General features: G+C 66.2%; 25 protein-coding genes, 1 tRNA gene and 1 pseudogene. 19 read left to right on the top strand and 8 right to left on the bottom strand.

Annotated elements, in window-relative coordinates; translation table 11 throughout:
• Nucleotides 1-10 precede the first annotated feature (10 nt).
• The 6 genes from ACLQ3C_RS07425 (at nucleotide 11) to ACLQ3C_RS07400 (ending at nucleotide 5,847) form a co-directional block, all read left to right on the top strand.
• Nucleotides 11-1,093 carry a fused (3R)-hydroxyacyl-ACP dehydratase subunits HadA/HadB gene (locus ACLQ3C_RS07425; protein WP_425704391.1) on the top strand — a complete coding sequence of 361 codons (1,083 nt, stop codon included), beginning with the start codon at nucleotides 11-13 and terminating at the stop codon, nucleotides 1,091-1,093.
• A 24-nt stretch (nucleotides 1,094-1,117) separates the two neighbouring features.
• Nucleotides 1,118-1,813 (top strand): DUF6544 family protein, encoded by a 696-nt coding sequence (locus ACLQ3C_RS07420; RefSeq protein WP_425704390.1) that lies wholly within the window; start codon nucleotides 1,118-1,120, stop codon nucleotides 1,811-1,813.
• A 38-nt stretch (nucleotides 1,814-1,851) separates the two neighbouring features.
• Complete coding sequence (locus ACLQ3C_RS07415) at nucleotides 1,852-2,361, top strand: gluconokinase (RefSeq protein WP_425704389.1); 510 nt, start codon at nucleotides 1,852-1,854, stop codon at nucleotides 2,359-2,361.
• Nucleotides 2,362-2,407: 46 nt separating this feature from the next.
• On the top strand, nucleotides 2,408-3,661 hold the full coding sequence (locus ACLQ3C_RS07410; RefSeq protein ID WP_425704388.1) for a lipase family protein: 1,254 nt from the start codon (nucleotides 2,408-2,410) through the stop codon (nucleotides 3,659-3,661).
• An 83-nt stretch (nucleotides 3,662-3,744) separates the two neighbouring features.
• A complete protein-coding gene (locus ACLQ3C_RS07405; protein WP_425704457.1) occupies nucleotides 3,745-5,118 on the top strand; it encodes a hypothetical protein in 1,374 nt (457 codons plus the stop codon).
• Between the two features lie 72 nt (nucleotides 5,119-5,190).
• The gene (locus ACLQ3C_RS07400) at nucleotides 5,191-5,847 is read left to right on the top strand and encodes a hypothetical protein (protein ID WP_425704387.1); all 657 of its coding nucleotides are present in this window, start codon (nucleotides 5,191-5,193) and stop codon (nucleotides 5,845-5,847) included.
• 17 nt (nucleotides 5,848-5,864) lie between these two features.
• Here ACLQ3C_RS07400 and ACLQ3C_RS07395 read toward each other — a convergent pair whose 3' ends face one another.
• Entirely contained in the window at nucleotides 5,865-6,938 is a 1,074-nt protein-coding gene (locus ACLQ3C_RS07395) for an isopenicillin N synthase family dioxygenase (protein ID WP_425704386.1), read from the bottom strand.
• A gap of 311 nt (nucleotides 6,939-7,249) precedes the next feature.
• On the opposite strand from ACLQ3C_RS07395, the gene ACLQ3C_RS07390 reads away from it, so the two are divergent.
• The 10 genes from ACLQ3C_RS07390 to ACLQ3C_RS07345 all read left to right on the top strand — a co-directional run bounded on the left by ACLQ3C_RS07390 (nucleotide 7,250) and on the right by ACLQ3C_RS07345 (nucleotide 17,062).
• On the top strand, nucleotides 7,250-7,657 hold the full coding sequence (locus ACLQ3C_RS07390; protein ID WP_425704456.1) for a Fur family transcriptional regulator: 408 nt from the start codon (nucleotides 7,250-7,252) through the stop codon (nucleotides 7,655-7,657).
• 40 nt (nucleotides 7,658-7,697) lie between these two features.
• Nucleotides 7,698-8,129, top strand: coding sequence for an organic hydroperoxide resistance protein (locus tag ACLQ3C_RS07385; RefSeq protein ID WP_425704385.1), 432 nt, complete (start codon nucleotides 7,698-7,700; stop codon nucleotides 8,127-8,129).
• A gap of 46 nt (nucleotides 8,130-8,175) precedes the next feature.
• The gene (locus ACLQ3C_RS07380) at nucleotides 8,176-8,655 is read left to right on the top strand and encodes a Dps family protein (protein ID WP_425704384.1); all 480 of its coding nucleotides are present in this window, start codon (nucleotides 8,176-8,178) and stop codon (nucleotides 8,653-8,655) included.
• A gap of 100 nt (nucleotides 8,656-8,755) precedes the next feature.
• Nucleotides 8,756-9,319, top strand: a complete 564-nt coding sequence (locus ACLQ3C_RS07375) for a histidine kinase (protein ID WP_425704383.1) — start codon at nucleotides 8,756-8,758, stop codon at nucleotides 9,317-9,319.
• A gap of 616 nt (nucleotides 9,320-9,935) precedes the next feature.
• Complete coding sequence (locus ACLQ3C_RS07370) at nucleotides 9,936-10,673, top strand: ATP-binding cassette domain-containing protein (protein WP_425704455.1); 738 nt, start codon at nucleotides 9,936-9,938, stop codon at nucleotides 10,671-10,673.
• A gap of 3 nt (nucleotides 10,674-10,676) precedes the next feature.
• Nucleotides 10,677-12,635 (top strand): YhgE/Pip family protein, encoded by a 1,959-nt coding sequence (locus ACLQ3C_RS07365; protein WP_425704382.1) that lies wholly within the window; start codon nucleotides 10,677-10,679, stop codon nucleotides 12,633-12,635.
• A gap of 90 nt (nucleotides 12,636-12,725) precedes the next feature.
• Nucleotides 12,726-14,135: a glutamate decarboxylase gene (locus tag ACLQ3C_RS07360; RefSeq protein WP_425704381.1), complete on the top strand. Its 1,410-nt coding sequence runs from the start codon at nucleotides 12,726-12,728 to the stop codon at nucleotides 14,133-14,135.
• 92 nt (nucleotides 14,136-14,227) lie between these two features.
• Entirely contained in the window at nucleotides 14,228-14,917 is a 690-nt protein-coding gene (locus ACLQ3C_RS07355; protein ID WP_425704380.1) for a hypothetical protein, read from the top strand.
• Nucleotides 14,918-14,923: 6 nt separating this feature from the next.
• Complete coding sequence (locus ACLQ3C_RS07350) at nucleotides 14,924-15,991, top strand: helix-turn-helix domain-containing protein (RefSeq protein ID WP_425704379.1); 1,068 nt, start codon at nucleotides 14,924-14,926, stop codon at nucleotides 15,989-15,991.
• Between the two features lie 174 nt (nucleotides 15,992-16,165).
• Complete coding sequence (locus tag ACLQ3C_RS07345; RefSeq protein WP_425704378.1) at nucleotides 16,166-17,062, top strand: helix-turn-helix domain-containing protein; 897 nt, start codon at nucleotides 16,166-16,168, stop codon at nucleotides 17,060-17,062.
• 94 nt (nucleotides 17,063-17,156) lie between these two features.
• On the opposite strand, the pseudogene ACLQ3C_RS07340 reads toward ACLQ3C_RS07345, so the two are convergent.
• Nucleotides 17,157-17,516 (bottom strand): annotated as a pseudogene (locus ACLQ3C_RS07340) (HNH endonuclease); the annotation flags it as partial.
• A gap of 235 nt (nucleotides 17,517-17,751) precedes the next feature.
• Here ACLQ3C_RS07340 and ACLQ3C_RS07335 point away from each other — a divergent pair.
• The gene (locus ACLQ3C_RS07335; protein WP_425704377.1) at nucleotides 17,752-19,107 is read left to right on the top strand and encodes a dipeptidase; all 1,356 of its coding nucleotides are present in this window, start codon (nucleotides 17,752-17,754) and stop codon (nucleotides 19,105-19,107) included.
• A gap of 3 nt (nucleotides 19,108-19,110) precedes the next feature.
• Here the strand turns inward: ACLQ3C_RS07335 and ACLQ3C_RS07330 are convergent, their stop codons facing one another.
• A complete protein-coding gene (locus ACLQ3C_RS07330; protein ID WP_425704376.1) occupies nucleotides 19,111-19,542 on the bottom strand; it encodes a DUF7144 family membrane protein in 432 nt (143 codons plus the stop codon).
• A gap of 178 nt (nucleotides 19,543-19,720) precedes the next feature.
• On the opposite strand from ACLQ3C_RS07330, the gene ACLQ3C_RS07325 reads away from it, so the two are divergent.
• Nucleotides 19,721-19,794: transfer RNA gene (locus tag ACLQ3C_RS07325), tRNA-Pro, on the top strand.
• A gap of 310 nt (nucleotides 19,795-20,104) precedes the next feature.
• Here ACLQ3C_RS07325 and ACLQ3C_RS07320 read toward each other — a convergent pair.
• Nucleotides 20,105-20,563 carry a MarR family winged helix-turn-helix transcriptional regulator gene (locus ACLQ3C_RS07320; RefSeq protein ID WP_425704375.1) on the bottom strand — a complete coding sequence of 153 codons (459 nt, stop codon included), beginning with the start codon at nucleotides 20,561-20,563 and terminating at the stop codon, nucleotides 20,105-20,107.
• Between the two features lie 57 nt (nucleotides 20,564-20,620).
• Between ACLQ3C_RS07320 and ACLQ3C_RS07315 the strand changes: the two genes are divergently transcribed.
• On the top strand, nucleotides 20,621-20,974 hold the full coding sequence (locus tag ACLQ3C_RS07315) for a hypothetical protein (RefSeq protein ID WP_425704374.1): 354 nt from the start codon (nucleotides 20,621-20,623) through the stop codon (nucleotides 20,972-20,974).
• A 97-nt stretch (nucleotides 20,975-21,071) separates the two neighbouring features.
• On the opposite strand, the gene ACLQ3C_RS07310 is transcribed toward ACLQ3C_RS07315, so the two are convergent.
• Genes ACLQ3C_RS07310 through ACLQ3C_RS07295 form a run of 4 tightly spaced genes read right to left on the bottom strand, consistent with a single transcriptional unit; the run spans nucleotide 21,072 to nucleotide 25,951 of the window.
• The gene (locus ACLQ3C_RS07310) at nucleotides 21,072-22,424 is read right to left on the bottom strand and encodes a dipeptidase (protein WP_425704373.1); all 1,353 of its coding nucleotides are present in this window, start codon (nucleotides 22,422-22,424) and stop codon (nucleotides 21,072-21,074) included.
• Nucleotides 22,417-24,057, bottom strand: coding sequence for an MFS transporter (locus ACLQ3C_RS07305; protein WP_425704372.1), 1,641 nt, complete (start codon nucleotides 24,055-24,057; stop codon nucleotides 22,417-22,419). The genes ACLQ3C_RS07310 and ACLQ3C_RS07305 overlap by 8 nt, the downstream gene beginning before the upstream one ends.
• A complete protein-coding gene (locus tag ACLQ3C_RS07300) occupies nucleotides 24,054-24,458 on the bottom strand; it encodes a hypothetical protein (RefSeq protein ID WP_425704371.1) in 405 nt (134 codons plus the stop codon). Before ACLQ3C_RS07300 ends, ACLQ3C_RS07305 begins: the two co-directional genes overlap by 4 nt.
• Complete coding sequence (locus tag ACLQ3C_RS07295; protein ID WP_425704370.1) at nucleotides 24,455-25,951, bottom strand: APC family permease; 1,497 nt, start codon at nucleotides 25,949-25,951, stop codon at nucleotides 24,455-24,457. Before ACLQ3C_RS07295 ends, ACLQ3C_RS07300 begins: the two co-directional genes overlap by 4 nt.
• Nucleotides 25,952-26,066 lie beyond the last annotated feature (115 nt).

Raw genomic sequence — 26,066 nt, 5'->3', positions numbered from 1 at the left:
TGATGTGACGATGACAACCGACTCCCCGGCAACCGCAACCGATTCCGTGACACCGGATGCCACGCCGACCGGGCCCGGCGGTGCTCCGTCGCTCGATTCTCGGGTGGGGCACTACTACCGACTCGATGCGCCCTATCTCGTCGGACGCGAGAAGGTACGCGAATATGCGCGCGCGGTGCAGGACTACCAGCCCGCACATCGCGACGTGAATGCGGCTGCGGCGCTGGGTTATTCGGGGCTGGTGGCACCGTTGACGTTCACCTCCATCCCGGCGATGGTCGCCAACCAGGAGCTCTTCGAGTCCGTTGTCGTCGGTTACGAGACCTACGTGCAGACCGAGCAGGTCTTCGAACAGCATCGACCCATCGTCGCCGGCGACGAACTGCGCACCGATGTCGAGCTCTCGTCGGTCCGGCGGGTCGCCGGCCGCGACCTCGTCACGGTCACCAACACCTTCACCGATACGAGCGGCGAGGTCGTGCACACCATGCACACCACGGTCGTCGGGGTGACCGCCGAAGAGGTGGACCCGTCCATCGCGACGGCCGTGCGCAGCATCCTCGTGCACGACGTGAACCTGACCGCCGCGCATGAGGCGGACACCGAATACCACAAGACGGTGCGCCCGGACGGCGAGCCGCGGATCTCGACCGGGACGATCGCACGCACACCGGGATCGCTGAACTTCGACGACCTCTCGGTCGGTGAGGAACTGCCGACCCGGCACGCGCGCCTCTCCCGTGGCGACCTGGTCAACTATGCCGGGGTGTCCGGCGACAGCAACCCGATCCACTGGGACGAGTCGATCGCCAAGCTGGCGGGGCTGCCCGACGTGATCGCGCACGGCATGCTGACCATGGGGCTCGGCGCCGGTTTCGTCTCCGCGTGGTCGGGCGATCCGGGTGCGGTCACTCGCTATTCGGTGCGGTTGTCGCAGGTTGCGGTGGTGTCGGCGCAGGGCGGCGACATCGAGTTCAGTGGCCGGATCAAGTCGCTCGATCCCGAGACCCGGACCGGCGTCGTGATCATCGTCGCCAAGTCCGCCGGGCGCAAGATCTTCGGGCTTGCCACGATGAACGTCCGCTTCGCCTGAGGCGCCTGTTCTAAACTGACGGCCATGGCCGCCGCCTTCGAACTCGCAATGCTCGACGGGGTCGAGGAGCCGGTACGGCGCTACCTCGCACATGTGGTGGCGCCGGGGGCGCAGCTCTCGGCGTCGTGGACGCTGACCATGACCGGATCGATTCGGGTCCGCGCGCGGCTCCGGTTTGCCGCGCGGCAGGTTCTCGACGGCGCCTCGTTCACGTGGCGGGCGCGGGTGCCCTCGAACCGATTGCGGCCCTTGGAGGTCACCGACTTCTATCGCGGCGGTACGGGCGGGACGAGTGGCCGGCTCCTGGGTCGGCAGCTCTTTGCCGATACCGGTCCGGACGCCACCAGGTCGGCGGCCACGCGCGCCGTCATGGAATCGACGATGGTGCCGGCCACGTTGCTCCCGCATACCGGGGTGCGGTGGGAAGTATTGTCGGAGAACGCTATCCGATTTCGTCGTCCCGAGGTCGGGGACGCCGAGCCGGTCACGGTGAGTATCGACGCCCTCGGGCGTCCGGGCCGCGTCGAGGCCTTGCGCTGGCGTGCGGACAAGAATCGTCCCGGACGTCTCGTGCCCTTCCGCGCCACGTTCTCCGGCGAGCGCGCCTTCGCCGGAATCACGGTGCCGGAGAAACTCATCGCCGGCTGGGTCACCCACGACCGGTTCGAGCCGTTCTATATCGCCCGGATCGCGCAGGTGTCACCGGGTGCCGACCTGTGATGAGTGTGGAGCCGACACCGGCGAGGGGAGGGATTGCGGTGGGCGTGCCGATCGTGGTGATGGGGGTCTCGGGTTCCGGGAAGTCCACGGTGGGAAGGGCATTGGCGCAGCGGCTGCGAGTACCTTTCGTCGACGCCGACGACCTCCATTCCCGCGCGAACATCGAGAAGATGGCTGCCGGGCATCCGTTGACCGACGCTGATCGCATGCCGTGGCTCGACGACCTCGGGGCGTGGCTCGCCGCGCATCCCGCAGGCGGGGTGATGAGTTGCTCGGCGCTCAAACGGGCCTACCGCGACCGGCTGCGCCGGGCCGCCCCCGGCGCACTGTTCCTCCATCTCGACGGGCCATTCGAGGTGATCGCCCGGCGGCAGGCATCGCGGCCGGGTCACTTCATGCCTGCGTCGCTGCTGCGATCGCAGTTCGAGGCACTCGAGCCCCTTGGTTCTGATGAACGCGGAATGATCATCGACGTCGATCAGAGTGTCGACGCCATCGTCGACGAGTTCGTCGCGAAGTCCACCGGCGAGAACACCGACCGGTCATGAGCCCTGGGCCATGCCATGACTCGTCTGTGAGGTAGCTTACGAAACCATGAGACGAATTTGGGGATTCATTTCAGTAACCGTGACCGTGGGCGCGTTGGCCGGTACCGGCCTGGGCCTGACGGCGCCGTCGGCACAGGCCGCCGACTTCTACACACCACCGGCGCACTTCGCGAGCGCGCCGGGTTCGATCATCCGCAGCGAGCCGTCGCCGCTGCTGCTGCAGGTCCCGGGCATCCCGAACCAATGGCCGGGCACCGCCAAGCGGATCATGTACACCTCGACCTACCAGGACGGTTCGCCGGCGCCGGTCACCGGCACCGTCGTCGAACCCACCGCGCCCTGGCGGGGCAAGGGACCACGCCCGACCGTCGTCCTCGGACCGGGCACCGTCGGGCAGGGCGATCAGTGCGCCGGGTCGAAGCTGATGAACTTCCCGCTGGCGATCGACCCGGCGAAGCCGAGCATCGCGGTGAACTACACCGCCCCGGACATGTATTTGCTGCTCATCAACGGTGTCCGGGTGGCGATCACCGACTACATCGGCATGGGCACACCCGGCATCCACACCTACGTGAACCGGGCCGAGTCCGGTCACGCCATGCTCGACGCCGCACGTGCCGCGCTGACGGTTGCGGGCGCCCCGGCCGATGCGCCGGTCGCGTTCTCCGGTTACTCGCAGGGCGGCGGGGCCGCCGCCTCGGCTGCCGAGCTGGCCTCGACCTATGCGCCGCACCTCAACGTGCGGGCCACCTACGCCGGAGCACCGCCGGCCGACCTGTCGAAGGTGATCGACAAGATCGACGGCAGCTTCATCGCCGGCGGCATCGGTTATGCGATCAACGGACTCGAGGCGCGTTATCCGAAGCTCAAGACCATCGTCGACCGCGAGACCAACCCGAACGGCCGCGCCGCGCTGCGCCGGCTCTCGACGCAGTGCATCGGCGACACCGGCCTGACCTTCGGCTTCCAGCACACCAGTGCCTGGACGCGCACGGGTGAGCCGTTGTCGGCGATCGTCGCGCGTTACCCGGATGCCAAGCAGGTCATCGACGAGCAGCGCATCGGCCGGCTCAAGCCCAACGCGCCGGTACTGCTCGAGGGCGGCATCAACGACGACGTCATCCCGTACGGCCAGGTCGATCAGCTCTATCGCGACTGGCGAGCACAGGGCGCCGACGTCGCGTTGGTGACCAACACGATCCCGCCGATCTTCCCGGGACTGGTCGTCAATCACGCGCTGCCCATGGTCACCACACTGTTGCCCGCCACGAATTTCCTACTCACCCAACTCAATCGGTGACGATGCGACCGACACAGCGGACACGGGCGGTGCGCGTCATCTCGGTGCGCACGGTGTCGCTGATCGCCGTGTTGGTCGCGACCATGGTTCTCGGTGCGGGGCGCGCCGCGGCCGCACCGCCGCCCGACCCGGGTCCGCCGATCCTCGGCCCGGCCGGGACGTCGCTGATGCACGGCGATCTCGCCTCCACCGACTCGACGGGCAATCCCGGTCCCGGGCGCGGTGCGCGGCTGCTCGCGTCCTCGTCGCCCGGCGGCGCGTGTGCGGCGACCTTCGTCGGCGGTGACGCCATGCCGGTCTCGTTGTGTACCCGCTACCTCGGGGGCCCGTCAGCCGGTGGCTACGCGGTGCCGTCGGTGGTGCTCTTCGATCCGGCGACCGCCGCACCGCTGGCCGACGTCGAACTCCGCAAGGGCGGGCTCCTCGGCGGTGTCTACGGGTATCTCGACGGCCGGGACCGGGTCGTCGTCGCCGACGGATCGAATGCGATTCTCTTTGTCGCCCATCGGCGTACGGCCGCCGGCTGGCGAGTGTTCGTCGACGACCGGATCGATCTGTCGCGATCCATCCCGGCCGGCGACGCGGTCACCGGTCTCGCGCCGGACCGTCTGGGCCGCATCTGGTTTGCGACCACACACGGCGTGATCGGCACGGTCGACGCCGCCCGGCAGGTGCGCACCGTGCACCTGCCGGCCGGCGAGGAACTCGGCAACGGGCTCAGCGTCCGACGCAATGGCGTCTCGGTCCTCACGACACACGCGCTGTATGAGATGTGGGCCGATCCGGGTGGGGCTCCGCACCCGGTGTGGCGGCAGCCCTATGATCGTGGGCCGGCCCGCAAACCCGGCCAGCTGACGTGGGGATCGGGAACGACCCCAACCTATTTCGGCCCCGGCGGCGACGGCTGGGTGGCCATCGTCGACAACGAAGCCGACCGGCCGGCGCTGATCGTGCGGGCCGCCGACTCGGGCCGCCTCATCTGTCGGATGCCGGCGTTCGCCGCGTCCGGGCCGGGCACCGAGAACTCACCGATCGTGTGGGGCGACTCGTTGGTCATCCCCAGCACATACGGCTACCAATATCCGCCGATGGCGGTGACCGGCCCCTCGATTCCGGCGACCGCGGGCTTCGTCGGCGGCTCGACCCGCATCGACGTATCGACGCAGGGATGCCACCGGGTCTGGGAGAACGGCGACCGGCTGGCGTCGCTGCCGAAGCTCTCGCGTGCCGACGGTCTCATCCACGGGCTGGGCTACGGGCCCTATGTACCCGGTGCGATCCAGCAGACGGGGCCGGTCGACTACGTCGCGACCGACTTCGCCACCGGCCGGCGCGTGGTGACGCGTCAGGTCGGTACCGCCCCCGTCGACGAGCCCCTCGAACTGACGGGCACCATCGCCGCCGACGGTTCGCTGTGGCAGGCGACAGTGGGGCAGATGCTCAAGATCGGACGCTGACGCGCGTTCGCCGAACGATGCCGAGCGCCGGGCACGTGGTCTGCCCGTTGCGATGGGTGTCACAATGCGATCATGACCGATTCCACTCCCGAGGAGCCCGACCGCACGCCGTCGCAGGCCGAGCTCGACGCGGAAGACCTCGCGGAACTGCAGCGGACCTCCGCCGACCGGGACCGGGCCAACCTGTATCCGAAGCCGGCCGGTGCGGCCGGACCCCCGCCGCCCGTGCTGGCGCTGCACGCGCGTGTCACGTTCTGGGCCGCGGCCGCGGCCGGGCTGGCGTGCGTCGTCTACGGGGCGATCAACCTCGGCACCATCGGCGACCTGCTGCGCGATCGCATGCTGGCCGACACGGTCACCACGCCGAAAGGTCAGCCGAGCACCTCACAGATCGACACGTTCGCGTCGGTGCTGCCGGTGGCCGGGCTGGTGATCACCGTGCTGTTCCTGATCGGGGAGTACCTCTTCCTGATCGCGGCGGCCAACCACCACAGCCGCAACTGCCGGAACTTCTTCCTGGCACTGGTCGTGTTGAACCTGATGTGCATCCCGGTCGGGCTGGATCTGTTCTTCCGATACCCGAGCCTGTGGTCGGGGACGGTGGTCCTCGGCTGGATTCAGTTCGGACTGCTACTCGTCGCCGCGGTGATGACCCTGCGCCGCGCCGTCGACCGGTGGCTGCCGGAGTCGACCCGGATGCGCCCGAGCAAGATGATGCGAGCCCGCTGAGCGCCGGCACCCGATGGTTATCGGCGAACCTTCGCGTCATCAAAATTTGCCGAAATCCGTTGGGCGATATAGTCGCCCGCGGTGATCGGCGGGTAGGTCCCGCCCGCGCTCTCGATGAGCACGTCGGTGTCGGCCTGCGCGAAGTAGGCGATGGTGTAGCGCGACCCGAGGTCCTCGCCGCGCCGCGGTGGGCGCACCCGGTGGAAGTTCGACGCGAGGACGTCGTCGGACCAGCGCATCAACATGTCGCCGATGTTGCAGGTGATCGCCTCGTCGGAGGGCTCGACGGGAGTCCATGCCTCGCCGCCGGTTTCCGCCCCGGGAAGCACCTGTAGTCCGCGTTGGCCGGTCCGCTGGAACAACAGGGTGAGCACGTCGAAGTCGGTGTGCGCGCCGGCACGCCAGACGTTCGGGTCCTCGAGCAGCTCGTCGGGAAACGGGTAATAGTGCAACAGCCGAAGGGTGCTCTGGTAGTCGGCCGACGCGGGATCGTGTGCGCGGGTGAAGAAGTCGGGGTCGCGGCCCAGCTTGTCGGCGAAGCAGCCGAGGATGTCCATGGCGAGCAGCCGGCACTTGTGCTCGAAATCCTCGAGGGTCGCGCGGAATCCGGCGAGTTCGTCATCGGCGGGCCACAGACCTTCCATGCGCGGGCGCGTGAACTGGTAGGACTCCTTGCGATCCGGCGTGCCGACCGACGGACGGACCTGGCTGGTGAACTCGTACCCGGCGTTGCGGCCATTCTTGAGGGGATACCGCTCCTTGATCTCGCGCGGCAATGCGAAGAAGCGCTCGGACATGGCAAAGGCGTGATTCACCTCGGCCATGTCGATGCCATGGTCGATGACCTGAAAGAAGCCGATATCGGTTGCCGCCGACCAGAGTTGGTCGGTGATCTCGGCGCGGCGGGCGGAAAAGTCGGCCAGCGAGATGGCACGGATCTCGCGGTCGGTGGTCTCGGTGCCCGCACCGCCCATCCGGGATTCCCGGGCCAACTCGGCCATGGGGGTGGTTGCGGTCTCGGCTGTCGCCGCGGTGGTGTTCGTCGGTGTGGTGTTCGTCGGTGTGGTGTTCGTCGGCGCGGTGGTGTTCATGGCGTGCTCTCTCGTGGTGATGAGTCGCGTGCGCTTTTCGACGCGGGACGCTGGAGAGAGGCGCGAACCGCGGACGCGAGCAACCGGCTCTTGCCGGCTGCTACACACGATCTCGTGTCGAACACGATACGACCGGTCGGCAAGGTTTGCCATTCGAGCGGACCGGGCAACCAGAAAAGCAAGCCACCGCCAGTTGTCTGGACCCACTCCAAAAACTGGACTCACTCCAGAAAGGGATATAGGGTGAAGCCGTGCACCACACCCGTGATCTCACCGCCGCCGAGTTGCATCGGCAGCTGCGGTCGGCGGGTATGCGTGTGACGGCGCCGCGGGTCGCGGTGCTGGAGATCGTGCACCGCAGTCCCCATTCCACGGCGGACTTCGTCGCCACACAGGTGCGCGAGCATCTCGGTGGCGTCTCGACGCAGACCGTGTACGACGCCCTGCGCACGTGCACCGAGCGGGGTCTGCTGCGCCGGATCGAGCCCGCAGGCTCGCCCGTGCGCTATGAAACCCGGACCGGCGACAATCATCACCACCTGGTGTGTCGCCACTGCGGACGCATCACCGACGTCGACTGCGTCGTCGGTGCGAGTCCGTGCCTGGAGCTCGATCACGACCACGGCTATCTGGTGGAGGAGGCCGAACTCATGTTCTGGGGCCTCTGCTCGCTGTGCCGTGAGACGGTGCCGGGAAGTTCGACAGCACAACCGATCTAGTCCAGGTCGCCGAATCCGGTGGCCGACATAAGGAGCGAAGATGGCAATCGAACCCGCATACCGCATTTCGTCGAAGTCCAGTGGCGGTGGTCGTGACGGCGAGGTGGTGTCGGCCAGCGGCCGGATCGACCTCGACTTGCGGCCGCCGAAGGAAATGGGCGGCAGCGGTGAGGGCAGCAACCCGGAGGAACTGTTCTCCGCGGGCTACGCCGCCTGCTTCCTCGGCGCGTTGCGCGCGACATCCAAGCAGGCCGGGTCACCGGTCCCCGACGAGTCGACGGTGACCGTGACCGTCGGGATCGGCAAAGATTCCGCGGACGGGGGCTTCGGCCTCGTCGTGGACATCGAGGCCTACCTTCCCGGTGTCGACGAGGCGAAGGCCAAGGAACTGACCGAAGGCGCACACGCCTTCTGCCCGTACTCGAAGGCCACCAAGGGCAACATCGACCACAACCTCACGGTCCGCGTCTGAGCGGCGCACGTACCCCATCACGAATCCGGAGAAAAGGAGTCACACCATGGCACCCACGACCCCGATCACCAGCACTCTCAGCGACGAGAACAAACAGGTCACCGGTACGGCATTGCAGGAAACCCTTGTCGATCTGATCGACCTGACGCTGATCGCCAAGCAGGCGCACTGGAACGTGGTCGGCAAGCAGTTCCGGTCGGTGCATCTGGCACTCGACGAACTGGTTGCCGTCGCACGCGAGTTCACCGATTCGGCCGCCGAGCGTGCCACCTCCATCGGGGTCAGCCCGGACGGGCGCGCCGAGACGGTCGCCAAGTCCGCGGGCACCAAGGGCTTCGACGAGGGCTGGACCAAGGACTCCGACGTCGTCGCCGCGATCGTCGCGAACCTCAAGGCCGTCATCGCCGGCCTGCGCAAGCGCATCGACGCGACCGAGGAAGCCGATCCGGTGACCCAGGACCTGCTGATCGCCTTCGCGTCGAAACTCGAGCAACTGCACTGGATGTGGCAGGCGCAGGAGGCCTGACCGCAGTATCCGACCCGACGGACCCCGCCGCACCGGCGGGGTCCGTCGGCGTCTGTGACCTGACGCACGTCGCCGCGAGGCGCGGCGGTAGCGTGTGGGCGTGGCTAACTGGGGACTCATGGTGGGAATCGGCCTTCTGGCCGCAGTCGCCGCGGGCGTTGCCTTCGTCCGCTATCGCGAGCGCGAAACCGAGCGGTTGCACCGTGGGACGTCACTCGCGAACGAGCTGCGGACCCTGGCCGGCGACGACCCCGTCCGGTTGGCCGCGGTCGACGAATACGAGACCTCGATCTATCAGCGGCTGTTCTTCGTGTCGACGGTGTCGCCTCGGGTGCGCAGCGCGGTGTGGTCACTACTGGGGGCGGTACTGGCTGCGGCCGGTGCCCTGGCCACCCGCGGAGACGGCACCTTGCCGGCGATCGTGCACTGGCTCGCGGTGTTCTGTGCCGTGGTGTTCGGGCTGTCCGTGCTGTTCTTCGTCGGATACGCCGCAGTGCACGCGGCCACCACCCCACGCGTCTCCTTCGCTGAGTCCTACGCCTCTGGTGACGGGGCGGCAGAGCACAAGACGGCAGCCGACGCCGAGGCGACTTCTGGGGCCGCCGATGGCGATGCCGGCTTCGATGATGGTGGCGGTGTCGTCGCCGAGAAATCGCGCGACTGAATCATCGGCATCGCTCCGTTGCATTGACTTTGCACGGCAACCGACGCAACCGGGGCGAACCGGACACAGAATCGTGACGTCGTATCCGCTCAATTCGTGCCATATTCCATCGGTGCCCGCTCTGAGTTCTCGCCGAAATCCGCTTTATCGTGTCCATTGGTGAGACGACAGCCGCCCCCGAGTCAGGGGCGTGTGACCCGTGCCCGACCGGCATGTGGTCGCCGTTCTCGTTCATAACCTGGCGCCGATGCCCGGCTGACCTGGGCATTGGCGCGTCGACGCGATGTGGCGAACTGTCCGGCTCATGTCCTTCACATCGCTCGGAATGGGCTCGGTGACCGCGCAGGCGGCGTGTCCGTTTCGGCTGAAGAAAAGCGGCCGACGGCTTAGACTGTGCGCGAGTCGTGGCACAAAATTGTTTCGTGTCCGGCGGTGATTGCGGTGAACGGTGATCGGTATTTTTTGCCCTGCAAACAATTCGATCAGTTTGCCACTGGTGGTCAATTTTTGGATCGGTGTGCGGGCGATCGACGCCTCGCGCGCACGCCATACAAGAAAGAGGCAGCGCGCTGTGACAGACCCGGACCCCCTCGGTGATGCGGAGGTGACCGCTCCGATCGCGCGGCCCGACCCCGACACGGCGCACCGGCACGCCGCCACGGAACCCGTCCTGGTCGCCGATGCGATCGAAGTACGTGCTTCATGGGGCCATGTCTTCGGACCGACCAGTTTGACCGTGCGGCCGGGCGGAGTCAGCGTGCTCGTCGGGTCCGGTGGCCGCGGCCGGACCGCGCTGCTGCTCACGCTGGCCGGCCGGATGCGGCCGACGAAGGGAAAGCTCACCTCCTTCGGGCGTACCAACGCCGCGAGATACCTCTTCGCGCGGGCCGCGATAGCCGACATCGACGAGATCGACGGCATCGAGCAGGCGATCCGGGTGCGTGACGTGCTCACCGAGACGCTCCGATGGATGTCGCCCTGGTACAAGTGGGTACCGCAGTCGACCACCGATGACCTCGAACGCATCTGTCGGCCCGTCTTCGGGCCGCACGCGATACCGCCCCTCGACGCCTTCGTCGAGGAGCTGCCCGAATTCTCGGCAACCCTGTTCCGGATAGCCGTCGCCAACGCGCGGCGTCCGCCGATTCTGGTGGTCGGTGGCGTGGATCGGCTCAACCGTGTCGACAGCAGCCACAAGCTGATGCAACGTCTCGTCGACCTGGGCCGTTCGCAGACCATCATCACCGCAGACGTCAACGGCGGTTTCCCAGATCTGCCGTTGCGCGACGTGATTCAGGTTCATCACCTCACCGACAACGAATTCGTCGGGCTCGAACCAGCAGATCGGAACTAGGACATGCTTGCCGCAATCTCGCCGGGCAGCGACTTCAAGCGTTACTACCGGGGCCGGATGCCGCGGCTGGCGCTGCTGGTCATCATTCTGATGCCGTTGATGTATGGCGCTCTCTATCTGTGGGCGTTCTGGAATCCGTTCGACGCGGTCAACAAGGTCCCGGTGGCATTGGTGAACTCCGATGGTGGCGCGACCGTGGCGGGTAAGCCGCTCAAGGCCGGCGATCAGGTGGTCAGCGGGTTGGTGGACTCCAAACAACTCGATCTGCACGTCGTGTCCGAGAAAGAAGCCGCCGACGGGGTGAACAGCGGCAAATACTACTTTTCCATCACGCTCCCCGAGGATTTCAGTCAGGCAATCGCCTCGCCCACCGGACCGGATCCGCGGTCGGCGCAACTGATCTTCACCTACAACGATGCGACGAACTATCTGGCCACCGTGATGGGCCAAGATGCTGCCGAACAGGTCGTCAATCAGGTCGGGGCGCAGGTCGGGCAACAGACCTTCGACGTCGTGCTCAACGAGGTGTCCGCACTGATGCCCAAGCTCAAAGAAGTCCAAGCGGGGGTGAATCAGCTCAACACCGGTATGGTGCAGGCGAATTCGGGCTCGCATGAGCTGGCCACCAATCTGGTGACCGCCAAGGACGGTGCCGGGCAGCTCGCCGGCGGCCTCAACACCCTGAACACGGCCGTCGACTCGGCGACCACACCGTTGTTGAATGCGCTCAACGGTGGCGGCGGGATCAGCCCCGCCGAACTCGGGGCGACGGTCAATCGCCTTGCGACGAACACGACCACGGTGACATCGCAACTCAACGCCGCCGCCGGGACGCAATCGGCGGCCTCGCAGGCACTCGGCTCGGTCGCCGCCGCACTGCGTGCCAACCCGGATCCGAACATTCGTGGACTCGCCGCCGCGCTGGGACCGGTGCAGAACTTCGTCAGCACACAGGGTTTGGGGCCGGACGCCGACAATCAACTCACCCAGGTACGAGCCGACGTCAATGTGCTCGCCGGGCAGATGTCCGACCCGCAGAGCCCGTTGCGGACCGCGCTCACCCTGTTCCAGAGTGGACAACTGCGCAGTGACATCGAAGCGGCGCGGTCGGCGGCCGGTGAACTGAGTTCGGGTGCCAACCAATTGAGTTCGGGTCTGGTGCAGCTCAGTGACGGCGCCAACCAGCTCGCCGGGGGAACCACGCAGCTCGTCACCGGTACCCAGAAGCTGGCGACCGGCGTCAACGAGGGCGTCAAGGCGGTGCCGAATTGGTCCGACGAACAGAAGAAGGCGTTGGCCAACACTCTGGGGCATCCGGTGGCGCTCAAGCAGGTAACCCTCAACGAGGCGAAGACCTTCGGAACCGGGTTCACGCCCTTCTTCTTCGGTCTCGCACTGTTCGTCGGGTCGATCATCGTGTGGATGTTGTTCAAGCCCTTGCAGTCACGTCCGATCGCACAGGGTCTGAGCTCGTTCCGGGTGGTGCTGGCGTCGTATGCGCCCGCCTTCTTCATCGGCGTCCTGCAGGCGACGATCCTCTACCTCGTGGTCGTGTTCGCCGTGGGGTTGCGGACGACATATCCGTGGGCGACATATGCTTTCATGCTGCTGATGGTCGCGATGTTCCAGGCGATGATCCAGATGTTCAATGCTGTCTTCGACACGGCGGTGGGGCGCGTGGTGACCCTGGCGTTCCTGATGGTGATGCTGACGTCGGCGGGCGGGATCTATCCGGTACCCACGACCACCAAACCCTTCCAGTACATCCACTGGGTGGACCCGATGACCTACACGGTCAACGGGCTCAGACAGCTGACGGTCGGCGGGGTCACGCAGACCTTCTGGATCGCCCTGGCCGTGGTGATCGCCCTGACCGCGGTGTTCCTCGCGATATCGACCCTCGCCGCACGCCGAAACCGGCAGTACATCATGGACCGGCTCTATCCGCCGGTGGAAGTCTAGGAGGTTCGCGGGCGCACAGTAGTACCTCCTCACCATCAACTGATACCAAAAGCTCAGTGCCGCAATACTTCCAAAAAAAGGAGCATCGACATGTCCGATGTCAAGCACACCAATGCGCCCGCCACCACCAACGTCACCGAATCGCTCATCCTCAACCCGGTCTTCGTGCGTCCGGGTGAATCGACCGAGTACCCCAAGTTCACCATCCCCGACGGCATGAGTCTGCCCGAGACCGCCTACCAGATCGTCCATGACGAGGCGATGCTCGACGGGAACGCGCGGCTCAACCTGGCCACTTTCGTCTCGACGTGGATGGATGACGAGGCGCGCAAGCTGTACTCGGAAACCTACGACAAGAACATGATCGACAAGGACGAGTACCCGCAGACCGCGGCCATCGAGGACCGGTGCTGGAAGATCATCGCGGATCTGTGGCACGTGCCCGACGTCGATCGGGCGATGGGGACGTCGACGATCGGGTCGTCGGAGGCGGCGATGCTCGGTGGTCTGGCACTCAAGCGGCATTGGCAGACGCGCCGCAAGGCCGAGGGCAAGTCGATCGAGAAGCCGAACCTGGTGTTGTCCACCGCGGTTCAGGTCTGCTGGGAGAAGTTCCTCAACTACTTCGAGGTGGAGCCGCGGTGGGTGCCGGTGTCCGAGGAGCACTTCGTCTTCGACGGCCACGAACTCGAGAAGTACGTCGACGAGAACACCATCGGTGTGGTCGCCATCGTCGGGGTGACCTACAACGGTCTCTATGAGCCGGTCAAGCAGATCTCCGAGAAGCTCGACGAGATCCAGGAGAAGACCGGCCTCGACGTCAAGATCCACGTCGACGGTGCGTCCGGTGCCATGGTGGCCCCGTTCTGCCAACCCGAACTCGAATGGGACTTCCGCGTGCCGCGGGTCGTGTCGATCAACACCTCCGGCCACAAATACGGCCTGGTCTATCCCGGTCTGGGCTGGATCATCTGGCGGGACACCGAGGCACTGCCGGAAAGCATGGTCTTCCATTGCAGTTACCTCGGCGGCGACATGCCCACCCTGGCATTGAATTTCTCGCGTCCCGGCGCGCAGGTTCTCCTGCAGTACTACAACTTCCTGCGCCTCGGTCGGGACGGCTATCGGATGATCCAGCAGGGATCGATCGATGTGGCGACCTACTTGTCGGCGGGGATCGCCGAGGTGGGACCGTTCGAATTGGTGAGTCGTGGTGACACCATCCCGGTGTTCGCCTGGAAGCTCAAAGACGGATACACCGACAAGTGGAATCTCTATGACCTGTCGGATCGACTGCGGCTCAAGGGCTGGCTGGTGCCGGCCTACCCGATGGCCGACGGACTCGCCGACTGGACTCTGCAGCGCGTGGTCGTGCGCGCCGGTCTGAGTCATGACCTGGCCTCGGCCCTGCTGGCCGACCTCAAGAGCGAGGTGGCCTTCCTCGACGCTCTCGAGACGCCGATGCCGCGCGAGGGCACCGGTTCGCACTTCCACCACTGACCTCCTCGTCGAGGTGGCCGGTCGGTAACCCACTCGGGTTGCCGGCCGGCCTTGCGACACCCGGGTATCGGATCGATGACAGGACTGGAGAATTGACCTCAGCAGCGGCCGGCCCTACGACCGGAACCCCGGCGATCTCGCCGTTCCGGCGACTCGTGCTCATCCCGACACCGACCAAGCAATGCTGCGGATTCATGATCGGATCCGCGCTGTTCGCAGCGGGATCGGCACCGTGGCTGGGAATCTGGATGGGGGCCGCCAACGCGAACATCTGCTACTTTCTCGGCGCGTGGTTCTTCACCGGTGCGGCCCTGATCCAACTACTCACCAGCGGCGCGGTCACCGTGCCGGTGCAGTACCGGCCCGGCCAGATGCTCCGTGCGCAATGGCTCGCGGCCTCCACCCAGTTCTTCGGGACACTGCTCTTCAACGTCAGCACCACCGCGGCGCTCACCGCGCACACGACGTCGGCGGATGACCATCTCGTCTGGAAGCCGGATGCGGGCGGCTCCGTCGCCTTCCTGATCAGCGGAATCTTTGTGCTGGTGGACTATTTCCATGGGCACCGCCGCTGGAATCCCACGGATGCCGGATGGTGGTCCGGACTGATCAACCTGCTCGGATGTATCGCCTTCGGTGTGTCCGCGGTCGGCGCGTACGTCATGCCCGACGGTGCCTCCGTCGACAACATGCTCGCCAACACCTGCACCTTCATCGGCGCGGTGTGCTTCTTCGTCTCGTCGTTGATCGTGCTGCCGCAGTGGCGCAGCGCGGGTCGGTGAATCGTGATGGAGCGTGACACCGTGGGCAGGGGCTTACCTCCCGAACTCGTGCGCTCGTGGTTGGCGCGAATCGGTGCCGACGATCCGTTGGGGGCCAATCCGACTCGATACATCCGCCGCAGTGGCCGGCAGGGACTGGCCAATTACATTCCGGCACTTGCGATCACCACCGATGAGCCGGATGCGTTCGATGAGATCGCCTTCTGGCGGCCGTTGACGGAGATGCTCGTGTACGCCCTGATCCGGACGCCGTGCACGATGTCGCGGACACCGTCGATCATCGAGGAGCATCCGTCGCGACATGTTGTGGTCGGCACCCAGTCGATGCCGGGCGATGGCGTGTTCACCCAGGGTGGCCACACGTATTCCTACCGGGCGCCCGCGTGTTTGGTGGTCTTCGACAACAACGTGCCGTTCCAACAGACATCGCGGGAGGTGGCCGATCTCGCGGGTATCTGGATCCCGAACGAGTTGTTGGGCAGCGAGTTCGCCGATCGCCGGATCACACCTGTGTGCGCGTCGACCCCGCTGGCCCGCGCGGCCTCGGCCTTCATCCGCAACTTCGCCCTGGACGTGGCCGCCCGGGGCGCCGACGTCGATCCCGACACCGAACTCGCCGCCATCGACCTGGTTCGGGCGATTCTCACCCAGGGGCAGCCCGATCGCGCACATGACCGGGCCCTCAACGATCCCGGATACGTCCGCGAGGCCACGCGATCCCTCATCGACCACCACTTCCGGGATCCGGAGTTCACGGCCGAGTCGATCGCGCGGATACTGCACATGAGTCGGCGCCACCTGTACCGGTATTTCCGCGATACCGACGTCACACCTGCCACGATGATCGCGACGCGCCGGCTCGAACGGGCCCGGGAACTGCTGATCCACCGCGAGAATGCCGGCCTGGACTCGATCGCACTGGCGTGTGGATTCACCTCGGCGGCCACGTTGCGTAACCGATTCCGTGCCGAGTATGGCATGACACCCAACGAGTTTCGCCGACGCAGCGCCGGTCACCGATCCTCCTGGGGTGACAGGGTCGGTGCGCGACCTGACGATCGGGGTTCTCGATGATGCCGAGCAGTTCACGAAGTCTCGACCCGCAATTGGTGCGGCGTTGGTGCCGGGGCATCGGGTCCGTCGCCGACGGGGGCTCGCCGGGCGTGGCGGTGCATCTGCGCGGTCGCGCCGGGGTGGCCGCCCATCCATGCGCCACCGTGGTCGCCGACCGGCCGGAGGCGTTCGAGTGTGCTCTACTCGCGGAAGTTGACCCATCTGACGACGCGGTGTGATCTGTACCCGCCGAGTGAGCTCCGGTGGCCCCACCGGCCCGGCGCCGAAAAGTCGCCGTACGTCTACGTCTTTCTCACCGGACTACCCGGCCGGTTCGTCGTCCGCAGTGGGCACGAACAGCGTGTGTACGAGCCGGGCGAGCTTGTCATCGTGTCCTCTGCGCAGCCGTTGTCCGTCGCCTTTTCCGCTCCTGCCGATCCCACCGGCTTCGTGATCGGACTCGACGTTCTCGGTGGTGACCGGTTTTCGCGGGGCGGGCTCGTCGTCCCGCAGTCGCTGTTGAGTCGGGCCGCTTCCCATTTCGTCCGGGGACTCGCGCATGCCGCCGCGGCACATCAGGACCCGATCGGCCCCGATGTCGAACAGGCGGCGATCGAGCTGGTGCGGGCCGTCGTCGCCTGTGAGGGCAGCGAGCTGAACAGGGTGCGCGATCACTCGGTGATGGTGCGTGCGGCCGCCGCGGACTTGATCGAGAGTCGTTGCACCGACCCAGAATTCGGTGTTGCCGACATCGCACGTGAGCTGCGCATCAGCCGGCGGCACCTCTATCGGCACTTCGCGGGTTCGTCGCAATCGCTGTCGGACCTGATCTCGGTGCGACGCATGGTCATCGCTCGTGAGTTGCTCGACGCACAGGAGTCACACACACTCGGCGAGGTCGCCTCGGCCAGCGGTTTCGGCACGGTCGCAACGTTGCGGAGCCACTTCCGAGCGACCCACGACATGACCCCGACCGAATATCAGCGGCAGTCGGCCATCGATGACCGCACCGAGGCGCCGCCATCGGCGCGCTCGCCCGCACGACCGGTGCTCGATCCGGTGGCCGACGAGTCCCAGGCCGGGGCCCTATGAAATTCTCAACGAACAGTTGCGGTCCCGGCAGGCCGGGGTGCGGGGGTCGGAAAGTCAGTGTGAGCAAGCCTGTTTCAGGCGAGCACTGTCAGTCCGCGTCGGCGTGCTCCGACGAGATCGAACCGTCGGCCGCGTGGCGCAGGAGTGGGTCGATGTCGGTGGCGGCGCCGATGCGCACGAACCGTGCGGCTACGGCGGGTGCGCACCCCATCACGGTCAGCAGTTCCCGCAACCGGCGGCCGTGGCCATCGGCGACACCGAGGCGATCGAGGTCACCGGTGAACGCGGCTGCATGATGGTCGGCGAGATTGCGGATCAGCAGAATCTGTTGCATCGCGGCGTGTGCTTGCGGCCCGCTCATGTCGGGGTTGGTGCGGAGTTCGGTGAGCTGGTCGACAATGCCGGCCAGAATTGCTGCGGTATCGGTGCTTTCGATGGTGTCGTCGGCGATCATGGTGCCCCCCTTGGCGATCGATGCGATGTCTCCATCTTACACGCGCGCGCCGACAATGGCAGCCGAATCTGTGGCATCTGTGCATCGAATAATGCTTGTGGACAACATATTTCGCCGCGTGGCCGGGTGCGTGGTGTTGTCGGTGGCGTGTGGTGGCGCACGGGCGCGCTGGGCTCCTGCAACAATGGTCTGATCATGGCAGATGCCGCGACAGCTGACGAAGGAGGCGACCGGCGTGACCGAGGACGCGATGAGGACGCGGGTACGGGAACTGATGCCCAGGGCGCGTGCGGATCTGGCGGAGATGGTGGCCTTCGAATCCGTCTACGACCCGACGCAACCCGCTCCGCCCGACTGTGCACGGATGGTCGAATGGCTGGAGAAGGCATTCACCGAGGCCGGGGTGTCGGACGTGCGGTCGCACGTCACCGCCGACGGATCGCAGGCGGTCACCGGCCGTGTTCCGGGGCCGCCGGACGCGCCCACGGTGCTGCTCTATTTCCACCATGACGTGCAGCCGCCACTCGACGCCGATGCCTGGGAGTCACCCGCGTGGACCTTCACCGAGCGTGACGGCCGCTGGTACGGGCGTGGTGCCGCGGACTGCAAGGGCAACATCGCCGTGCATCTGACCGCGCTGCGCGCCATCGGGGATGAGCTCGGCGTCAACGTCAAGATCGTCGGCGAAGGGTCGGAGGAGCAGGGGTCGGGCGGTATCGAGGACTTCGTCCCGAAGAACACCGAGCTGCTGCGTGCCGACGCCATCCTCATCCTCGATTCGGGCAACATCGAGGTGGGGCGGCCCACCCTCACCACCAGTTTGCGCGGTATCGCCAACGTGGTCGTCAGCGTCGAAACCCTCGCCTCGGCAATGCATTCCGGAATGTTCGGGGGAGCGGCACCGGACGCGTTGGCAGCCCTGATCGCGATGCTGGCAACACTGCGCGACGATGCAGGCAACACCACCGTCGGCGGCCTCGACTCCGATCAGGCCTGGTCCGGAATCGACTATCCCGAAGACCAGTTCCGGCCGGATGCAACGGTTCTCGATGGTGTCGACACGATCGGATCGGGCTCGATCGCCGAGACGGTGTGGGCGCGCCCGGCGGCCACCGTGCTGGGCATCGACTGCCCGCCGGTCGTCGGCTCGTCGGCGTCGGTGGTGCCCAGGGCGCGGGCCCGGATCAATCTGCGGGTGCCGCCGGGTATGGACGCGAAGGCCGCGCAGGATGCCTTGATCGCGCATCTGCACGATGTCGCACCCTGGCATGTGCGGGTCTCGGTGGAGCGGGAGGCGATCGGCGCCCCGTTCTCCGGTTCCACCGAAGGCCCTGCGTTCGAGGCGATCTCATCGGCGATGAGCTCGGCCTACGGCACCGAGGTGGTGCAGCAGGGCCAGGGTGGATCGATCCCGCTGTGCACGGTGCTGCAGGAGACCTTTCCCGAAGCCGAGATCATGCTCTTCGGCGTCGAGGAACCGCGCTGCCTGATCCACGCGCCCAACGAGAGTGTGGACCCGACCGAGATCGAGCACCTCGCCCTGGCCGAGGCCCTGTTCCTGCGTGACTACGGATCGACCGTGGGGCACTGACAGCTATTCGACTCGGCGATCGGACGGCGACTTCCAGGAGGCGACGGCCCAGATGACGATGACGTCGATCGCGATGATCAGGATCGCCCACGCCGGGTAGTAGGGCAGCCACAGGAATTGCGTGATGATCGACAGCGCGGCGATGATGATCGCCGCCACGCGCGCCCAGTCGGCGGCGACCACGAGACCGCCGGCGATGATGACCGCGAGGATTCCGATGATGAGGTGGATCCAGCCCCACGAGGTGAGATCGAGTTTGAACACGTAATCGTCGTTCAGGACGAGCAGCGTGTCCTTGTTCAAGGCGGAGATGCCGGCCAAGATCGAGATGACGCCGGCGACGAACAACAGAGCGGCCGCCACGATGGAGATGCCGAATACGAAGCCGCGCTTGACGGGGGACCCCGCCGCTGCGCCGTCGAATGAGTTGCCCATGGTGCCGGTCCTTCCGGGGAGCGAATGTGGTGCGGACAACACTACTGACAAGCTGAGACAAACCTGAGAGAAACGGTCAGGACGGCATCATTTTGCTCGTCGTGGGCCGATCGATCCGAGTCGACCAGGGGATTTAGTGCCGCGACCGCATCGGGGGTAAGCTATCGCAGGTTGCACACGGGGTGTGGCGCAGCTTGGTAGCGCGCTTCGTTCGGGACGAAGAGGTCGTGGGTTCGAATCCCGCCACCCCGACTCGTTGGTTGAGACGACAGCAGGGCGCTGACCTGGAGGATTCCGGGTCAGCGCCTTACTTGTATCCGCAGGCGAACAACCGGGACAAAGGCCAGATACGTTCGGCTGACTCGGTCGACCTCGTAACGCCACCGGATCGGGCGGCCGACGCGCGCCCATTCTCAGTCATTCTGGAAGTAGCATTCGGGCAAAACGCCAGGTCGCAGGCGTTCAAGTACTTCGGAAATGACTGAAAACCGGCGAGCCTGCTGTCGGTCTTCGAGAATATGCCGCGTTCGGCCTCCTCGACGAGCACACCGCCGATCGTTGGCTAGAGCTCGTTCCGTATGCGGGTAGGCATGCCGTCGTCGCCGACGAAAGCGGCGATACCCGCTGCCAACGACTCATGTGCAGCGCCACCGATGAGGGACAGCAGGCCTGCGTCGAGGGCATGCACGCGCTGAACGCATTCTTCGAGGACGGCCCGCCCGGTCTCGGTCAGGGCCACCTGGTGGACGCGACGGTCATCCCCGTCGCGCGTCCGGGTGACTGCTTCCATCTCGATGAGTCGGTCGATCAGTCCGACGACGAGGCTGGGGGCAACACCGAGCGAATCGGCGATCTCGCGCTGAGAGCACGTCCCGCGCGCGGCGATCACGGAGAGCGTGCCGACATGTTTGTGGCCCACCCCTACTTCTTCGACCCGGCCGGCGAACGCCTGGGTCACCTGTGCGCCGACGAGGCCCAGTCGAAAACTGAGCGAATCGAGAACACCTCTGGTGTCATCCATGATCCCACGATAGCATCAAGACTGAATCATTCAGAACTGAACGATACGGAGTCTGTCATGCCAGCCTTGATCGTTTTCGGCAACGTGCTCGCCGCGTTGGCCTCCGCCGGATTCGCCATGGTCGCCCTGACTGCGCCTGCGCGGCTCACCGGCGGCGAGGTGACCGCGTCGGTTCGGTACTACTCGCAGATGTTCGCCGCTCGGTCGCTGCCGATTGCGGCGGCGGTCGTCGTCGCGATGGCCGTGAACCCGAACACGGCTGCGGTGATCGTGATCCTGGCCGTTGCCGGAGTCTCACAGGTCGGTGACGTCGTGATCGGAATCGCGACGAAGACGGCGGGAATGGTTGCCGGCGCAGGCATCTGCGCGCTGATCCACCTCGTCTCGGTGGTTCATCTCGCGGTCACGTAGGCATCACGAGTCGGCGGTACCCTCCCTGTCGTCGACGAACGACCACTGCCCGTCGTGCTCGACTTCCATCCGCCGGCCCAGTTCGGCGTTGTAGGCCTCAGCGGCGTCGCTTGCCGTAGTTCTGGAGGAACAGGGCTTCGGCGGTCGCCATGTTTTCGATCTCCGTCGGGTCGACGCTCTCGTTGGGAGCGTGGATCAGGCACCGCGGTTCCTCGACACCCAGCAGCATGATCTCGGCGTCGGGAAATGTGTCGGCGAACACCGTGCAGAGCGGGATCGAACCACCTTGCCCCATCAGCACGACATCGGTGCCGTACGACTGCTGCATGGCGTCGACGAGGGTGTCGTAGGCCGTTCCCGTGGTGGCGCCGGTGAACGGGGCGCCGTCGGCCTCGGGTTCGACCGATACGCGCGCGTGCCACGGCGCAACGGCGAGTAGGTGGTCGGTGAGGGCCTGTCGGGCGTGTGCGGCGTCCATGCCCGGAGGTACGCGCAGATTGATCCGGGCACGCGCACGGGGTTGGATCGCGGCCGACGACCCGACCACCGGTGGGCAGTCGATACCGAGAACCGTGGCGGCGGGCCGGGCCCACACCATGTCCGACACGCGCCCGGAGCCCAGCAGGTCGACACCGTCGAGGACCATGGCGTCGGCACGAAACGCATCGACCGGATAGTCCACGCCCGGCCACTGCGCCGAGGATTCCAACCCGGTGATCGTGGTGTTGCCGTCGGCGTCCCGGAGGCTGGCGAGCATGGCGATCAGTGCGGCGAGCGCGTCGGGTGCGGCACCGCCGAACATTCCCGAGTGCATGGCCGATCCGAGTGTCTCGACCGTCACCACGACGTTCGCGAGTCCGCGCAGGCTGGTGGTGAGCGCCGGCGTCCCGACCGCGAAATTGCCTGCGTCGCAGACGAGTATCGCATCGGCGCGCAGGAGATCGGGGTTCTTGGGGACGAAGTCCTCGAGTCCGCCGGTGCCCTGTTCCTCCGAGCCCTCGCCGATGATCGTGACGTTCACGGGGATTCGGCCGTCCAGGGCGCGCAGCGCGGTGAGGTGCATCGCGATGTTGCCCTTGCAGTCTGCGGCACCGCGGCCATACCAGCGACCGCCGCGCTCGGTGAGTTCCCAGACCGGAGAGTTCCATTCGTCGTCGCCGAGCGGGGGCTGGACATCATGGTGGAAGTACAGGAGGACCGTCGGCGCGTCGTCCGGGCCGGCCAGGTGCCCGATGACAGCCTTGCTCCCGTCGGCGGTCTCGTGGGCGGCGACGTCGTCGAAGCCCAACGCCGAGAAGGACTCTTGTAGCCAGTCGACCATCTTCTCGCACTCCTCGGGCGGTGACTGCGCCGGATCGTGCACCGATCGAAATGCGACCATCTCCCGGAGGTCGCTCTCGGCTTGGGGCATCTGGGACCGAACCCGGTCCGCCAACGTCTGTTCACTCATCGTCGCTCCTCGCTTGTGGTGTCATCGGCTGTTGCGTCGCTGGTTGCCGTGTCGTCGGATGGCGTGGCGTGTCGTCGGATGGCGTGGCGTGGCCGTCGACGCCGGAGCGGTGGGGGCGGGGCCAGACGAACGCCACGACGACCGTGGCCGCCGCGAGTACGAGGGTCGTCGTCAGCATGGCGAGCCCCAGACCGCGGGAGAAGGCGTCGACGGCGGTGTCGGACACCGTCTTCTGCAACGCCGCGGGCAGGCGTGCGAGGGCATCGGTGAACGAACTCGAGTTCACCAGCGCCGCATGGGCTTGGTCCACCTCGTCGGGCGTCATACCCGACGTTGCGACCGCGTGGTGGGAGTCGGCGATCGTCAGCCCCCGGGTGATCGCGGTCAGCAATGCCACCCCCAGGGCGCCACCGACCATGCTCGACATCTTGAAGACCCCGGCGGCGGTCCCCGCCAAACTCTCCGGAACCTCACCGACGGCCGTGTTGGAGACCGGTGTGGACAGCAGGCCCAGTCCGCAGCCGATCACCACGAGCGCGGCGATCGGGAGCCACAACGACGAATCGGCGTGCAGCGGAGAGATGATCGCGAATCCGACGGCGAGGACGAGCATGCCGAGCACCACCGGCAGCCGGCCACCGCGCCCGCTGTCCAGGCGGCCGCCGAGCGGGATCAGCGCAAAGATCCCGACGATGGCGGGCAGCATCAACAGGCCCGCGGTGACCGCACTGAAGCCACGCGCGTTCTGCAACCACAGCACCAGCAGATAACTCAGCCCGGCATACCCGAGATTCATCATCGAATTCGCGATCAGGGCGCCGTCGTAGGAACGGATCCGGAACAACGAGAGATCGACCAGTGGTGCGGTGATGCGGTTCTCGATGATCACCCAGATGCCGGCGAGCAGCACCGCCGCCACGAACAGGCCGATGACGAGCGGATCGGACCATCCGGCGGTGGGCCCGTCGGTCAGGGCATAGAGCAACGCGAACACGGCCAGCCCGATCGTTGCCAGGCCGAACCAGTCGACGCGGCGGCTTGCGGACGAATCGCCGATCTCCGGTGTCACCGCCCGGATCGTGAACAACGCGGCGGCCGCGAGAGGAATATTGATCCAGAAGAGCCAGGGCCACCCCAGCCCATCGGTGATGACCCCGCCGATGGCCGGCGCCAAAGCCTGGCCACCCCATGCCACCGCCTGCCAGATGCCGAAGGCGCTCAGCTGGGTGCGGCCGGAGAACTGGGCGGGGATGAGAGCGAGGGTGGCCGGAAGGATCAGTGCCGCACCGATTCCCATCAGCGCGCGACCGGTGATCAACACACCCACCGACGACGCGAGCGCAGATACTACGGAGGAGCAGGCGAAGACCACGATGCCGGTCTGCAGGACCCGGCGTTGACCGAACAGGTCGCCGAACTTGCCCGACGCCACGACGAGCGCACCCGCCGTCAGGCTGAACGCGTTGTTCGCCCACTGCAGCCCGTCGAGATCGGCATGCATGTCGTCGGCGATGGTGGGGGTGGCCACGCCGAAGTCGGCGAATGCCAACCACACCAATCCGGTGGCGGTACAGGTCGCAGCCAATGAGAACCAGCGCCGATTCCCGGCCGCCGGAGCGCCCGGCTCGGTCATGATGCGTAGGTTTGATCGCTGATGAAGCGCTCTACGGTGTCGGCGTGCTCCGGGCAGTAGGTGTCGACGATCAGCCGCAGACCTTGGAAGACATTCTCCTGCAGCAGGATCGGTCGGACGTAGAACTCGCCGCCGACGCCGATCTGGGTCTTGAGGTAGCCGAGCTGTGCTTCGCTGGAGGTGGCCGTGCAGATGATCCCGCCGTCATCGCCGAGTACCTGTGCCACCCGCGGTGCGGACATCGCCGTCCGTAGACCGGCGCGGTGATAGGAGTCGATGAGTTCTTGTGCCTTGTCGAGCGCTTGGTCGTTGTCGCGGCTGTAGTCGTAGCTCGCCACCATCACCACGAGCAGTACGGCGATGACACCGCCGACGATCCAGTAGATGGTCTTGGTGCTCATGCCTTCTGCTCCTCCGGGCGGTTCGCGATCTGCCAGGTGGGTTTTCGCAGGTAGATCAACAGCAGGGGCACGATGGCTCCGAGGAGCAGGATCCCGCCGCCGACGATGCCGACGAAGATCCAGGGACTTCCGCTGCCGAATTGTGACGGGGGCACGAAACCGATGACGATCGCGGCCACCGACGCGATGAATCCGACGGCGCACAACAGCGGCAGCGCCGGTGCCCGGTAGCCGCGGGGGTGGTCCGGGGCGATCTTGCGCAGCCGGTAGGCCGCGATGAACAACCACAGGTACACCAGGAGGTACACGGAGGTGGTGATCGTCATGAAGATCCAGTAGGCGTTGGACACCGCAGGCACGAGCGCGAACAGCAGCGCGAGAACGGTGGTCACCCAGCCCTGGACGACGAGGATGTTCTGCTGCACCCCGACCTTGTTGGTCTTCTGGAAATAGGGCGGCAGATACCCGCCGTCCTTGGCCACCAGCAGCAGGCTCTTGGACGGGCCGGACAACCACGTCATGAAGCCGGCCAGGGACGCGATCACGATGGCGAGCCCGACGATCGGGACCAGCCAGCCGAGGCCGAAGTGGGCGAACACCACGGAGAACGCCTGCATGACACCGGCGGTGAGACTGATCTGCTCGGACGGGACGACCCACGAGATCGCCAGCGGCGGAAGGATCAAGATGACGAGGACGAGCACCACGGACAGCAACATCGACCGCGGGAACTGCCGCCCTGGGTCCTTGAGCTCGGTCACGTGGACCGCGTTCATCTCCATCCCGGAGTATGCACCGAAGTTGCTGACGATCAGGACGATGCTCGCGATGCCGGTCCAGGCGGGGAAGAGGTGGCTGCCGGTCATCGGCGCGGCCGACGGATTGCCTTGCAGCAGATAGACGATCCCGAGGATGACGAGTAGCGCCCCGGGGATCAGCGTGCCCACGAGCACCCCGCTCGATGCGAGTTTGGCGATCACCCCGATGCCGCCGCGCAACGCCAACAGGACTCCGGACCAGTAGACGACGATGATGACGACCGCGGTGAATACGCCGTTGGAGGCGAGTGCCGGATTGATGACGTAGGCGAGGGTGCTCGCCACGAACGAAAGGAGCGTCGGGTAGTAGAAGATCGTCATCGCGAACTGATGCCAGGCCGCCGCGAAGCCCATGTTGGGTGAGATGCCCTCGGTGACCCAGCGATAGACGCCACCAGACCACCCTGATGCCAACTCGGCGGAGACGAGGGCCGTCGGGATCAGGAACACGATCGCCGGCAGGACGTATAAGAAGACGCAGGCGAGTCCGTACACTGCCATGGTCGGAGCGGGCCGCAGGCTGGCGACCGACGACACCGTCATCAATGCCAGTGCGGTCCAGGTGATGTAGCCGCCCGCCGGGCGTGGAGTCGGGGGCGTCGTGGGTGCGTGCCCCGTGGTTGCCGGCCCCGTGGTTGCCTGCGCGACGTCGCGGGTCTCATTGTCGTTGGCCATGAACACTCCTCGGCGAAGCATCTGCGGCAGGCGCTGTGCGGCGCTGGTGCCGGACGGTGACCTGGTGAAAGCGGGGCATCATGGATCATTACCGACCCGGGCCGCCGCAGCATCA

It is taken from the genome of Gordonia sp. DT30, assembly GCF_049844915.1.
GTDB lineage: Bacteria > Actinomycetota > Actinomycetes > Mycobacteriales > Mycobacteriaceae > Gordonia.
Note: the sequence above shows the minus strand (reverse complement) of the source record. Positions and strands in the feature narration are given on the sequence as shown.

Bases quoted from the DNA above. Each gene is read 5' to 3' on its own strand.
- ACLQ3C_RS07425 (WP_425704391.1), top strand. From the start codon at position 11: ATGACAACCGACTCCCCGGCAACCGCAACCGATTCCGTGACACCGGAT.
- ACLQ3C_RS07420 (WP_425704390.1), top strand. From the start codon at position 1,118: ATGGCCGCCGCCTTCGAACTCGCAATGCTCGACGGGGTCGAGGAGCCG.
- ACLQ3C_RS07410 (WP_425704388.1), top strand. From the start codon at position 2,408: ATGAGACGAATTTGGGGATTCATTTCAGTAACCGTGACCGTGGGCGCG.
- ACLQ3C_RS07405 (WP_425704457.1), top strand. From the start codon at position 3,745: ATGGTTCTCGGTGCGGGGCGCGCCGCGGCCGCACCGCCGCCCGACCCG.
- ACLQ3C_RS07400 (WP_425704387.1), top strand. From the start codon at position 5,191: ATGACCGATTCCACTCCCGAGGAGCCCGACCGCACGCCGTCGCAGGCC.
- ACLQ3C_RS07395 (WP_425704386.1), bottom strand. From the start codon at position 6,938: ATGAACACCACCGCGCCGACGAACACCACACCGACGAACACCACACCG.
- ACLQ3C_RS07390 (WP_425704456.1), top strand. From the start codon at position 7,250: ATGCGTGTGACGGCGCCGCGGGTCGCGGTGCTGGAGATCGTGCACCGC.
- ACLQ3C_RS07385 (WP_425704385.1), top strand. From the start codon at position 7,698: ATGGCAATCGAACCCGCATACCGCATTTCGTCGAAGTCCAGTGGCGGT.
- ACLQ3C_RS07380 (WP_425704384.1), top strand. From the start codon at position 8,176: ATGGCACCCACGACCCCGATCACCAGCACTCTCAGCGACGAGAACAAA.
- ACLQ3C_RS07365 (WP_425704382.1), top strand. From the start codon at position 10,677: ATGCTTGCCGCAATCTCGCCGGGCAGCGACTTCAAGCGTTACTACCGG.
- ACLQ3C_RS07360 (WP_425704381.1), top strand. From the start codon at position 12,726: ATGTCCGATGTCAAGCACACCAATGCGCCCGCCACCACCAACGTCACC.
- ACLQ3C_RS07350 (WP_425704379.1), top strand. From the start codon at position 14,924: ATGGAGCGTGACACCGTGGGCAGGGGCTTACCTCCCGAACTCGTGCGC.
- ACLQ3C_RS07330 (WP_425704376.1), bottom strand. From the start codon at position 19,542: ATGGGCAACTCATTCGACGGCGCAGCGGCGGGGTCCCCCGTCAAGCGC.
- ACLQ3C_RS07320 (WP_425704375.1), bottom strand. From the start codon at position 20,563: ATGGATGACACCAGAGGTGTTCTCGATTCGCTCAGTTTTCGACTGGGC.
- ACLQ3C_RS07315 (WP_425704374.1), top strand. From the start codon at position 20,621: ATGCCAGCCTTGATCGTTTTCGGCAACGTGCTCGCCGCGTTGGCCTCC.
- ACLQ3C_RS07310 (WP_425704373.1), bottom strand. From the start codon at position 22,424: ATGAGTGAACAGACGTTGGCGGACCGGGTTCGGTCCCAGATGCCCCAA.
- ACLQ3C_RS07305 (WP_425704372.1), bottom strand. From the start codon at position 24,057: ATGACCGAGCCGGGCGCTCCGGCGGCCGGGAATCGGCGCTGGTTCTCA.
- ACLQ3C_RS07300 (WP_425704371.1), bottom strand. From the start codon at position 24,458: ATGAGCACCAAGACCATCTACTGGATCGTCGGCGGTGTCATCGCCGTA.
- ACLQ3C_RS07295 (WP_425704370.1), bottom strand. From the start codon at position 25,951: ATGGCCAACGACAATGAGACCCGCGACGTCGCGCAGGCAACCACGGGG.